General features: G+C 59.2%; 10 protein-coding genes. 7 read left to right on the top strand and 3 right to left on the bottom strand.

The window, feature by feature from the left end:
• Positions 1–381: 381 nt before the first annotated feature.
• The 7 genes from ACP5OT_RS16395 (at position 382) to ACP5OT_RS16365 (ending at position 8,867) form a co-directional block, all read left to right on the top strand.
• On the top strand, positions 382–657 hold the full coding sequence (locus tag ACP5OT_RS16395; RefSeq protein ID WP_424675781.1) for a metal-sensitive transcriptional regulator: 276 nt from the start codon (positions 382–384) through the stop codon (positions 655–657).
• A 16-nt stretch (positions 658–673) separates the two neighbouring features.
• Positions 674–898, top strand: coding sequence for a heavy-metal-associated domain-containing protein (locus ACP5OT_RS16390; protein ID WP_424675780.1), 225 nt, complete (start codon positions 674–676; stop codon positions 896–898).
• A 91-nt stretch (positions 899–989) separates the two neighbouring features.
• Positions 990–3,539, top strand: a complete 2,550-nt coding sequence (locus ACP5OT_RS16385; RefSeq protein ID WP_428112877.1) for a heavy metal translocating P-type ATPase — start codon at positions 990–992, stop codon at positions 3,537–3,539.
• Between the two features lie 223 nt (positions 3,540–3,762).
• A complete protein-coding gene (locus tag ACP5OT_RS16380; protein WP_424675778.1) occupies positions 3,763–4,401 on the top strand; it encodes an HD domain-containing protein in 639 nt (212 codons plus the stop codon).
• Positions 4,398–5,696, top strand: coding sequence for a diaminopimelate decarboxylase (gene lysA / locus ACP5OT_RS16375; protein ID WP_428132752.1), 1,299 nt, complete (start codon positions 4,398–4,400; stop codon positions 5,694–5,696). The genes ACP5OT_RS16380 and lysA overlap by 4 nt, the downstream gene beginning before the upstream one ends.
• Positions 5,697–5,748: 52 nt before the next feature.
• Positions 5,749–6,648, top strand: a complete 900-nt coding sequence (locus tag ACP5OT_RS16370) for an ROK family protein (protein WP_424675776.1) — start codon at positions 5,749–5,751, stop codon at positions 6,646–6,648.
• Between the two features lie 584 nt (positions 6,649–7,232).
• Positions 7,233–8,867: an amidohydrolase gene (locus tag ACP5OT_RS16365; protein WP_428112873.1), complete on the top strand. Its 1,635-nt coding sequence runs from the start codon at positions 7,233–7,235 to the stop codon at positions 8,865–8,867.
• Between the two features lie 144 nt (positions 8,868–9,011).
• Here the strand turns inward: ACP5OT_RS16365 and ACP5OT_RS16360 are convergent, their stop codons facing one another.
• The 3 genes from ACP5OT_RS16360 to ACP5OT_RS16350 form a co-directional block, all read right to left on the bottom strand.
• Entirely contained in the window at positions 9,012–10,223 is a 1,212-nt protein-coding gene (locus tag ACP5OT_RS16360) for an NAD(P)/FAD-dependent oxidoreductase (RefSeq protein ID WP_428112872.1), read from the bottom strand.
• A gap of 151 nt (positions 10,224–10,374) precedes the next feature.
• Entirely contained in the window at positions 10,375–10,770 is a 396-nt protein-coding gene (locus tag ACP5OT_RS16355; RefSeq protein ID WP_424675773.1) for a cupredoxin domain-containing protein, read from the bottom strand.
• Between the two features lie 102 nt (positions 10,771–10,872).
• Positions 10,873–11,469 carry an SCO family protein gene (locus tag ACP5OT_RS16350; protein WP_424675772.1) on the bottom strand — a complete coding sequence of 199 codons (597 nt, stop codon included), beginning with the start codon at positions 11,467–11,469 and terminating at the stop codon, positions 10,873–10,875.
• Positions 11,470–11,633 lie beyond the last annotated feature (164 nt).

The raw sequence follows: 11,633 nt of genomic DNA, 5'->3' as shown, positions 1-11,633 counted from the left end.
GGCGCCCTTGGCCCCTCTGCGCCTTTGCGTCAGCATCTTTGCCCTTCGTGTGGGCACGGCGATGCCGTGCCGTTACAGGTGGCGTCTGTACGTCAGCAATCTTTTCGTTAGGTTCCCTCACCCCCCGGCCCCCTCTCCCGCGCGGTGGGCGAGGGGGAGTGTAACCCCTTGGCGCCCTTGGCCCCTCTGCGCCTTTGCGTCAGCATCTTTGCCCTTCGTGTGGGCACGGCGATGCCGTGCCGTTACAGGTGGCGTCTGTGCGTGCACCTGCCCCGCCGCACAGGCCGGGGTAACCTTGCATAAGGATGGTAAGGTATGCTATACTGTTCTCATCATCCCCTCCCCCGGGGGTGGGATATGACACAACAAAAGGAGTAACTTATGGATCCTGAGCGCAAACAGCAGATTCTCAACCGATTGAAGACAATAGAGGGCCACATTCGTGGTGTGCAGCGAATGGTTGAGAAAGATGCCTACTGTATCGATCTGCTGAATCAGACGCGCGCGATCCAGCAGGCGCTTGCCAAACTCGATGCGATCATTCTTGCGAACCATTTACACAGTTGTGTAACGACCGCGATCCGCAGCGAGGATGTTGGCGAGCGTGAGCGGGTACTAACCGAGTTGTTGCAGGTGTTTGAGAGTACACATCGTTAGTAAGGGAGGTATATCGATGGTAACAGAGCAGTTTCGCGTGCCGGGGGTGTCGTGCCAGCACTGTGTTCACGCAGTGCGCAAAGAGGTGGGAGCGTTGACCGGCGTAGTGCAGGTTAATGTTGATTTGGATAACAAAATTGTGACGGTCGTCCACAGTGATGATGTGGAGATCACCGATATTGTTATGGCGATCAAAGAAGCCGGTTACGATGACGTGACCCCGTTGGGAATTGCGTGCTAACAGTTGTTTGTTGAACGCCCGTTTGCAGAGCCGCGCAGCCGTGCGGCTCTCTCCAATGAATTGAATTGTATATTTACCCAAGGTAATGACCATGGCTGAACGTGAAATCATCTTACCGGTGACCGGCATGACCTGCGCGAGCTGTTCGGCGCGGGTTGAGAAAGCGTTGCGCAAAACGCCGGGTGTGCTGAATGCCGAGGTGAATCTGGCCAGTGAGCAAGCATTGGTGCGGTTCGATCTGGCGCAGGCTCAGCCATCAGCACTACAGGCCGCAATAGAGCGAGCCGGTTATGGTGTGGTAATAGACGAAATCACGCTGGCTATTACCGGCATGACCTGCGCGAGCTGTTCGGCGCGGGTTGAGAAGGCGTTGCGCAAAACGCCGGGTGTGCTGAGCGCCGAGGTGAATCTGGCCAGTGAGCAGGCATTAGTGCGCTACGTGCCGGGGATGGTGGATCGGGCTGAGTTGGTCAAGGCGGTTGAGCAGGCTGGTTATGGAGTGATTACTCCGGCAACTACGACAGGCGAGACGGAAGATGTCGAGGCGCGGGCGCGTGCACATGAGATGGCGCTACGTCGGCGTCGCTTGTTGGTCGGTGTGGTTTTTGGCTTACCGCTATTTATCCTCTCGATGGCGCGTGATTTTGGTCTGATTGCACCATGGCTGATCGGTGAAGGTGCGGCAATGGTAGCCGCGATGGCCGGTTCAGCGATGAACGAGATCATGCACATGGTCGCTGCCCGCGATGATTTGCTCAATTGGTTATTCTTAGCGCTGGCGACACCGGTGCAATTCTACGCTGGACGCGATTTTTACCGCTATGCGTGGCGCGCGTTGCGTATGCGCACGGCGACGATGGATACATTGATCGCGCTCGGTTCATCGGCGGCTTACTTTTACAGTCTCGCTATATTGCTCAGTGGAGCGCCCGGCCACGTCTACTTCGAGACGGCGGCAATGATCATCACCTTGATTCTAGTTGGTAAATACCTTGAGGCACGGGCAAAGAGTCAAACTAGCGCCGCTATTAAGGCGTTGATCGGTTTACAACCGAAGACGGCGCGGGTACTGCGTGGTGGCAAAGAGGTTGATGTACCGTTGAACGAAGTACGTGTCGGTGAGATGGTGATCGTGCGTCCGGGAGAGAAAATTCCGGTGGATGGGGTAATTATCGCCGGTGAATCGACAGTTGACGAGAGTATGCTCACCGGCGAGAGTCTGCCGGTCGAGAAACGGGTTGGCGATCCCGTTTTTGGTGCGACGATCAATCGAAGCGGTAGCTTCCAGATGCGGGCGACACGGATCGGCAAAGATTCAGCATTGGCCCAGATTGTACGGTTGGTGCAAGAGGCGCAAGGCTCAAAAGCGCCGGTGCAGGCGTTGGTTGATCGGATTGCGGCAATCTTTGTGCCGGTGGTGATCGTGATTGCAACGCTGACCTTTATCGGTTGGCTATGGGCCGGTGTCGGTCTCACGCAGGCACTGATTTTCGCGGTGGCAGTACTGGTTATTGCCTGCCCGTGTGCGTTGGGTCTGGCGACACCGACGGCGATTATGGTCGGTACTGGTGCCGGAGCTGCGCACGGGATTCTGATCCGCAATGCTGAGGCGTTGGAACGGGCGGCAAGTTTACAGGTGGTGGTATTTGATAAGACCGGAACTATCACCTATGGCCGTCCTGAAGTGACCGATGTTGTGGTTGTGGCGCAGCCGATATTGGTGCAGCATAGTGCTGTTGAATTGTCGGCGGATGCAGCGCTGCTACAACTCGCTGCCGCCGCCGAGAGCCGCAGTGAACATCCGCTCGGTGTCGCCATTGTACAGGCAGCGCAAGCGCGTGGCTTACCGATTACGCGGCCTACCCGATTTCAGGCGGTGAGCGGGGCCGGCGTCGAGGCCGAAGTAAATGGGCAAACGGTACTGATCGGCACACCGGTATGGCTGGCCGAGCGTGGGGTGGATGTGACCGGGTTGGCAGCGACAGTCGATCAGTTGCAAGCCAGCGGCAAGACGGTGATCGTGGTTGCAGCTGACGGCGAGGCGTGCGGCGTGATCGCGCTAGCCGATACCGTCAGGCCCACTGCTGCTGCAGCCGTGGCCGAGCTGCGCCGGAGTGGTTTGGACGTGGCGTTACTAACCGGCGACAACCAGCGCACAGCCGCGGCAATTGCGGCAGCAGTCGGCATTTCGGCCAACGCGGTCTATGCCGAGGTCAAACCGCATGAGAAGGCGGCAATCGTGGCGCGCTTGCAGCAGAGCGCAGCCGGCGACAAGCCGCGGCGAGTGGCGATGGTCGGCGATGGCATCAACGATGCGCCGGCGCTGGCGCAGGCCGATGTCGGCATCGCAATGGGCAGCGGTACCGATGTGGCGATGGAGACCGCCGACATCACGCTGATGCGCAGTGATCCGCGCGGGGTCGCGCAGGCAATTGCGCTGAGCCGGGCAACGGTGCGGACCATTCGCTGGAATCTGTTCTGGGCCTTTGCCTACAACGTGATTTTAATCCCGGTGGCGGCGGGTTTGTTCTATCCGTTCACCGGCTGGCAGTTGAGTCCGGTGTTAGCAGCAGCAGCGATGGCGTTCTCGTCGGTGTTTGTGGTGAGTAATTCGTTGCGATTAAAAGGGGTGCGATTCTGATAGAGCCGCATGGCCGTGCGGCTGCACGGGGGTGTGGGGAGCAGGAGCCGCTAGAGCCGCATAGCCGGAGCCGCATAGTCGGAGCCGCATAGCCGTGCGGCTGCACGGGGGTGTGGGGAGCGGGAGCCGCATAGTCGGAGCCGCATAGCCGTGCGGCTGCACGGGGGTGTGGTATGATATTCGCGGTAGTGATTTTCCTAGATTGAGTGTCAAAGGAGCCGCGATGCTCACCGATACTGCTCGCCAAATCATGCATGAATGGATTACCACTGATAGCCTACGTAAGCATTGTGAAGCCGTTGCAGCGTGCATGGCCCACTTTGCCGCTAAGCAGGGTGCCGATGTGGATCTGTGGACAGCAGTGGGGTTGTTGCACGATCTCGATTTTGAGCGCTACCCCCACATGCCTGAGGCTGGACCGGCCACGACGGCTATTGCCGAAGCGCTGATTCGCGGTGATGAGGTACCTGCTGAGTTGCCCGGCCATCCGTTTTACGGTGTGGCGTATCTACGCTCGACGGGATGGGCGCCGGAGATCTTGCGCGCGATTCTCAGCCACGCCGATTATAGCGGCATTCTGCCCGAAACGCCGCTTGAGCGCACCCTCTACGCCGTTGATGAGTTGAGCGGGTTTGTGACCGCAGTGGCGCTGGTGCGGCCCGATAAGAGTATTCACAGCGTTGAAGTTGCTTCGGTGCGTAAAAAGATGAAGGATAAGGCGTTTGCGGCGAAGGTCAGCCGGGAAGGGATCGTTCACGGGGCTGAAGTGATTGGGATGGAGCTTGATGCGCTTATCGGTGAAGTGATCGCTGCGCTGCGCACTGCGGCGCCGCGCCTCGGGTTAGCGGGGATCAGCCGATGACGCTTGTTCCGCACATTTGGCCGGAGACCACCACCGTTGTCGACGGGCGGCTCTGGGTGGGCAGGTGCGATGTGGTAGCACTCGCCGATCAGTTTGGGACGCCGCTTTATCTGCTCGATGAGGTGACGCTGCGGGGAGCGATGCGTGCTTATCGACAGGCGTTTGCCGCTACGTATCCCGGTCAGTTCCGTGTGCATTATGCTGGAAAAGCTCTTCTCAATACGGCATTGGCCCAGATCGTTGTACAAGAAGGTCTGGGCCTTGATGTCGTTTCGGCGACGGAGTTGCTGGTGGCGCGACGGGCTGGGGTGCCGATGGCGCATGTCCATTTACACGGCAATGCGAAGAGTGATGCCGAGCTGGAACGGGCGATGGCATGGCAGGTGGGTGCGATTGTGGTGGATAACCTCGATGAGGTGGCCCGTTTGCGCGCTATGAGCGCACGACTCGCCGAGCCGCAAGGTGTTTTGTTGCGTATTGCACCGGCAATTGAGGCAGATACCCACTCCCATATTGCTACCGGTGGTGAAGCGGCGAAGTTTGGCTTGCCGCTAGCAGCACTCGATGATGCTGTGGCGCAAACGCTGGCTGCGCCGGGTTTGCGCTGGTTAGGGTTGCACGCGCATATCGGTTCGCAACTGTTTGCACTCGATCAAATCGTGACCACCATTGACGTTTTGGCTGCTCAAGCTGCCCGCCTGCGCGAGCGGTTTGGGGTGACGCCGGTTGAATTGAGCCCTGGTGGCGGGTTGGGGGTACCTTACACTGCCGAGCAGTCGCTGACCGATATTACTCGCTATGCGCAGGTGGTGAGTGCGGCGCTGCAAGCGGCTTGTGCGCGTTACGATTTGCCGCTGCCCCGGCTGACGATCGAACCGGGCCGTTCGATTGTGGCGCGAGCTGGGGTAGCGCTGTACCGAGTGGTGGGGCGCAAAGGCCGGCGATGGCTGCATATTGACGGCGGCATGGGGGATAATATCCGGCCAGCGTTGTACGGCGCGCGCTACAGTGCAGTGCTGGCGAATCGTGCTGGCGAGCCGGCCAGCGAATCAGTCGCTGTCGGCGGACGCTATTGTGAATCGGGTGATGTGCTCTTGCCAGAGATTGCCTTGCCGCCAGCACAGCCGGGGGATCTGATTGCAGTGGCGACGGCGGGAGCCTATACGCTTAGCATGGCCAGCAACTACAATCTTGTGCCGCGCCCGGCGCTGGTGTTGGTTGGCAATGGCCAAGCCCGCCTGATCCAGCGCCGCGAGACTGAGGAGGATGTGCTGGCGCGCGATATGATGTTGTGATGGTGCTTGGCTACAGTCGTGGGACGCCGTGTTATCGGTGTGAGGTGTGGTGATGGCGGAACGACTCTACGGTGGGATTGAAGCGGGTGGGACGAAGTGGGTGTGTGCGATTGGGACGGGGCCGGACGATATTCGGGCCGAGATCCGTTTTCCGACCACGACACCCGCCGAGACATTGAGGCAGGCGATTGCGTTCTTTCGCGCCCATCAGCCAGCGCAATTGGCGGCAATTGGGGTAGGTTCGTTCGGGCCGGTCGATCTCAACCGTGCTTCACCGAGCTATGGCTTTATCACCACTACCCCCAAGCCGGGTTGGTCTAACACCGATGTGGTTGGGGCGCTCACGCGGGCGTTGGGCCGTCCGGTTGGGTTTGATACCGACGTGAATGTAGCCCTGTTGGGTGAATGGCAGTGGGGCGCGGCGCGCGATTGCGACGTGGCGGTGTACATCACGGTGGGTACCGGCATCGGCGGTGGGGCAATGGTGGGAGGGAGATTGGTGCATGGCCTCATCCATCCCGAAATGGGCCACATCCGCCCTGTGCGCGACCCGGCCCGCGATCCGTTTCCCGGCATCTGCCCCTATCACGGCGATTGTCTGGAAGGGTTGGCATGCGGCCCGGCGATGAAAGCGCGGTGGCAAACGCCGGCAGAGCAGTTGCCGCCCGATCATCCGGCGTGGGAACTCGAAGCGGACTATTTGGGGCAGGCGATGGCGACCTTGCTCTGCATGCTCTCGCCAGAGCGAATCATCATCGGCGGCGGTGTGATGAGCCAGCCCCAGATGTTCCCGCTGGTGCGGGAGGCGACGCAGCGTTGGCTAAATGGCTATTTGCAGCATCCGCGCATTCTCGACAACCCCGCAGAGTTGATCGTACCACCGAGGTTAGGTGTGCGCGCCGGTGTGCTGGGGGCGATTGCGCTGGCGATGGTGGCGGCGGAAGGATATTAGGGGAATAGCCACAAAAAGACACAAATGGCACAAACATGTTGTCTTGATCGTCTTCCCTAGGAGAAGAGCGAGAGGCGGCACATCTGCCGTATCAACGGGAAGGCCACGGTTGACACGGAACGCTGGAGCGCACCTCTCCACCTCACGGCGGGTGGGGATAGCCGCCAGATGATGGCAAGGTCTTGCAGAAGCGGAACTTAGCAGCGCCCCGCACCCATACCAGTGGGAACGGGGCAGGGGGTGAGGGTACAACAGCCTATTCCGAGGCCATCAACCGCACCTGCGCTTATGCGTTCCGTCCGACTTTGCAGCAGGGGACGGGCTGAGAGGGGTAAGAACCGCGCGCTATCTGTCATTGCGCGTCGCGCGTAGGGGCAGAGCATCGCTCTGCCCCCGCGCGGCGAAGCAATCTCCCGCGAGCACGGGAGCGTGCCCTGAGCGCACACCGTTCGCCGAGCAGGAGATTGCTTCGGGCGCTGCGCGTCCTCGCACTGACAAAGGTGGGCGTTCGTAATGACAACCGCATTCGCCTCTGCGCAATGACATGCGATTATGTTAGCGATGATAGAAATGAGGAGTACCCTATGCTGCTCGCCCGTGATCTTGCTCCTGACCTGATTCTGCACAACGCGACGATCTATACGCTCAACCCGGCGTTGCCGCGGTGCAGCGCGATTGCCTGCAAAGATGGCCGGATTGTCGCGGTAGGAGATGACGCTGATGTTTTGGCGCTGGCCGGGCCGGCGACGCGCCGGATCGACCTCGGCGGGCGGGCGGTGATCCCCGGCATTAACGACGCACACAACCATATGCTTGAGATGGGCTTGAAGCTGCGTCGGATCGGGCTTGACGATTGCACATCGATCGCTGAGATGGTCGAGCGAGTGCGAGCAGTGGCGGCGCATACGCCTGCCGGCCAGTGGATCGTTGGCGAAGGCTGGAATGAGTCGCTCTTTCGCGAGGGCCGGCTGCCGAACCGCCACGATCTCGATTCAGCGACTACGACCCACCTGGTCTTGCTCAAGCGTTTTTTCAACATGGATGTGGTGAACACGCGAGTGCTAGAGCTGGCTGGAGTGACGGCGGCGACGCCTGATCCGGTGGGAGGTAAGATCGAGCGTGAGGCTGATGGTGCGCCAACGGGGAATTTGCGTGCTGCTGCTAAGGAACTATGTCGGCGCTTGTTGCCAGTGCCAACGCAGGCCGAGTGTGTCGAAGCGCTTGAGGCTGCCGGCAGAGCCTACCTTTCCTATGGCATCACCAGTATCCTCGACCCCGGCTTGCAACCGTGGGAGATCCGAGCCTATGTAGCGGCGCGGCAAGCAGGTCGGTTGCCGGTGCGGGCCAACTTGCTGGTTTCGTGGCATGGCTTCCGTGAAAGTGAAACGCGCGACGAGTTAGAAGCGCGCGCAGCAGCGTTTGGTGGTCTGAGTGGGTTGGGTGACGAATGGTTGCGGATCGGTGCGCTTAAGATGGCGATTGACGGCGGCACGACCTCGCACACAGCATGGATGTTTCAGCCATTTCTAGGTGAAGATCGAGTGTACGACTACAACCGGCTCGATCCCGAAGAGCTGGTTGAGTTTTTTACCCGTGGTCACACTCTGGGGTGGGACATCGGCATTCATGCGATCGGTGATCGAGCGCATCATGAAGCGGCCCGCGCTTTTGCCGAAGTGATCGCGGCCCATCCGCGTGAGCACCGCCATAATCTGATCCACGGCTACTTCGCCACCGAAGAGAGCTTGCAGCACATGGCGCAGCATGGGTTAGCGGTTGTCATCCAACCCACCTTCATCTACTACGAGGGCGACGATCTCTTCCGCGATGTCGGGCCTGAGCTAGCGGCGCGCTACAAACCAATGCGCACCTACCTCGACCGGGGTATTCGGGTGGTAGCGACGAGCGACGTGCCGAGCACGGTGCATTTCAATCCCTTTATCGGTCTGTATGCGTTGGTGACGCGCAAGAGTTGGAAGGACACCCCGATCGCGCCTGATCAGGCGGTCAGCCGGGAAGAGGCATTGTATGCCTACACCGTCGCTGGGGCTTGGCTAACCCGTGAAGAGCATTTGAAGGGGCCGCTCGCCCCCGGTATGCTGGCCGATATGGCGGTGCTCGACCGCGACTTTTTTGCCTGTCCGGCGGAGGAAATAAAGGAGATTCGGGTTGAGATGACGATACTCGGTGGGCAGGTCGTGTATGAGCGTGGTGTGTAGGGTTTGGGGAGTCACAGGGCCAGAGTAGGCACGAATTGGCAGCGCGGCTGCTGCAGGCCATAGGGGGTAGGAGCGGCAGTGTGGCTGTCGCAGGCCATAGGGGTAGGAGCGGCAGCGTGCCTGCCACAGGCCAGGTGAAACCGGCTACAACGTCGTCCGCTCGATGCTCAACGGTGCTAGCTCAGACGATAGCACACCGGTTTGTGCAGCCTCGGCAAGGTAGCGACCAACGATGGCTGCGAACGGCATCCCGTGGCCGGAGAAGCCGCCAATAGCGAATAGGCCGGGGGCAGGTTGAGTCACAATTGGTACATAATCGGCGGTGAACGCCATTGGTCCCGACCAGCGCCGTTCGATGGCGATACCGGCAAGGGTGGGGAAGAGACGGCCCAACCCGGTCTCGAGCGCGTTCTGTACATCCGGGCTGACGTCACCGGGGGGGACACCAACGTCGTGGTTGGGAGCGATAGCGCGGCAACCACCGAACAAGACTTGACCGCCGGGCAGTTGTTGGCCGTATTCGCCGGTGGCAGTCAGGCTTGCACCGAACCCGCACGCGATGAAGGGGTCGACCGGAACGGTACACAGTACTTGCCCGCGCACCGGCTTAATGTGTGCGGCTAATTCCGGCAATACCTCACCACTCCACGCATTCACCGCGATGACCGCTGCCGGGGTTGTGATAGTACCGCGATCGGTGATTAGGCGCAGGCTACCATCTGCGGTGACAATCTGTTGTAAGGTTGCCCCCCAACTCACTTGCGCACCGTAGCGCTGGGCAGCAGCGAGCAGGCCGTACACGAGTTTACCGGAATGGAGGGTACCGGCAGCGGGATTGAAACGGGCACCGGAAACTGCCGCACCGAGTGGAATACGGACAAATTCCTGGGCTGCGGTGCGGTCGAGGAGGGTGGCCGGAAACTCATCGGCTTGCAGGCTGGCTACTGTGGCAGCAGCAATTGACAACTGTGCCTCGCCAAGGGCAAAGTTCAGATTACCGTGAAGCCGGAGATCGCAGTCGATCTGCTCTTGCTCGATCAACTCCACCATGAGACGTTGGCCGGTCAAGCTCAGAGCGTAGAGGGCGCGTGCTGTGTCGTGCCCATACCGGGCGGTGGCGGTCAGATAGTTTTCGGCTAAACCGGCAGCGAGAATACCACCGTTATGACCGGTTGCGCCGGCTGCCGGTCCAGAGCGGTCAATCACCAGCGGACGCAGGCCAGCCCGGGCAAGCCAAAGGGCTGTGGTTGCACCAACCACACCGGCTCCGACGACGACCACTTCGGCTGTAGAGGGCAGATCGATTGCCGGCAATGGTGGGCGATCAAGGGTGGCGTGCCAGTGCGAAGTCAACATAGTGACGTCCCTAGTCGAATGAGCAGGTTACTTCCACAATGCACCGTGCTTATTGTACCGCAACTTATGCAACGTTATGGGTGTTGACCACAGATAATTAAAGATGGGGCAGACAACAAGTGTCTACCCCGCAATCACGTATTGTGTACGGTTAGCGCACTTCAATCCGCAATTGTTCACCTTGATGCACCGAACAGATCAGCTCGTAAGTACCCGGATTCCAATAACGCTGCACAAAACGCTGACCGGGCACGATGCGGAAGGGTCCGATTGTAACTTCGGCGCTATCGTTATTTTGAATGATCAGCGTATCATGATAGCGCAAATCGATCACAATGGTAGAGGGAAAAACCTTCACTTCTTCGCCGGCAGCAAGGCGGGCCGCTGTGCCGGGAGGAATCTCAAACACCAACTGGCGTTGCCGGTTCGTAGTCGCTTGCCAGAGAAAGATGCCGGCCACAGCGATGATGGTCATTGTCACCAGGAGGATGATTACCCTCACACTTGGGCTAAGATTAAGTTGTGTGGCATCAACATCGCGTCGCATGAGCAACCTTAATATCATGAATGTGATGGCAACAGAACGACTCGTCTGAACCTCCAGCGATTGAGCATTATGCAGTGATCATAACTCCCTAAACACTTAACCTTACGAGCGTGGTGGGTTGCGTAATAATGCTTGCACATCGCTGACGATGTCATCAACCGGTGTCCCATGCGCCCACAGGAGGCGCCAGTTGCCAACTTGGTCGATGGCGTAGATGTAGCCGGAATGATCAATCGTGTACCCTAACCCCGAATTAGGCAGATCGCGACGAATGACTGTTACTCCATAATCCTTGTAAGCCTGTTCGAGAATGGCTCGATCACCGTTAAGCCCGAGGAAGGTTGGGTTAAACGAGGCCAAGTAGCGCTGCATCAGATCGGGTGTATCACGTTCGGGATCGACCGATACGAACACCACCTGTACTTTCTCGGCATTGTTACCGAGTTTCTCCATCACCCGTTTGAGGTCGCCAAGGGCAGTGGGACAGATGTCAGGACAATGGGTGAAGCCAAAAAAGAGGAGTACCACCTTGCCACGATAATCGCTGAGACGAAAATCACGCCCAAACTGGTCGGTGAGCGGTAACTCAGGTGCTGGGTTGGGCGGTTCGAGCACGGTGCCGCGAAATTCATATCCACCGCAGCCACTGAGTATCAGTGCAGCGACAAGAGTAAGAAAACCGAAAAGCCAGCGTTGCATAGTTGTCACCTGCAAATTGATGTTCCTCGTGATCATCCCTCACCTCGCTCTTTGTAAAGGGGAGAGAGGGTTACTTACCCTCTCCCCGATCCTCTCTCCTCCACGAATAAAGGTCTTTTCCCTAATGAGGAGAGAGGTTGGTGAACACTACCGCGAGCGGCAAG

Origin of the sequence: Chloroflexus sp. (genome assembly GCF_049970315.1) — a bacterium.
Lineage (GTDB): Bacteria > Chloroflexota > Chloroflexia > Chloroflexales > Chloroflexaceae > Chloroflexus.
The sequence above is the reverse complement of the archived record's forward strand: the minus strand, read 5'-3'. Positions and strand labels throughout refer to the sequence as shown.

Excerpts from the sequence above, each read along its gene's own strand:
- ACP5OT_RS16395 (WP_424675781.1), top strand. The coding sequence starts at position 382 with ATGGATCCTGAGCGCAAACAGCAGATTCTCAACCGATTGAAGACAATA.
- ACP5OT_RS16390 (WP_424675780.1), top strand. The coding sequence starts at position 674 with ATGGTAACAGAGCAGTTTCGCGTGCCGGGGGTGTCGTGCCAGCACTGT.
- ACP5OT_RS16385 (WP_428112877.1), top strand. The coding sequence starts at position 990 with ATGGCTGAACGTGAAATCATCTTACCGGTGACCGGCATGACCTGCGCG.
- ACP5OT_RS16380 (WP_424675778.1), top strand. The coding sequence starts at position 3,763 with ATGCTCACCGATACTGCTCGCCAAATCATGCATGAATGGATTACCACT.
- lysA (WP_428132752.1), top strand. The coding sequence starts at position 4,398 with ATGACGCTTGTTCCGCACATTTGGCCGGAGACCACCACCGTTGTCGAC.
- ACP5OT_RS16370 (WP_424675776.1), top strand. The coding sequence starts at position 5,749 with ATGGCGGAACGACTCTACGGTGGGATTGAAGCGGGTGGGACGAAGTGG.
- ACP5OT_RS16365 (WP_428112873.1), top strand. The coding sequence starts at position 7,233 with ATGCTGCTCGCCCGTGATCTTGCTCCTGACCTGATTCTGCACAACGCG.
- ACP5OT_RS16360 (WP_428112872.1), bottom strand. The coding sequence starts at position 10,223 with ATGTTGACTTCGCACTGGCACGCCACCCTTGATCGCCCACCATTGCCG.
- ACP5OT_RS16355 (WP_424675773.1), bottom strand. The coding sequence starts at position 10,770 with ATGCGACGCGATGTTGATGCCACACAACTTAATCTTAGCCCAAGTGTG.
- ACP5OT_RS16350 (WP_424675772.1), bottom strand. The coding sequence starts at position 11,469 with ATGCAACGCTGGCTTTTCGGTTTTCTTACTCTTGTCGCTGCACTGATA.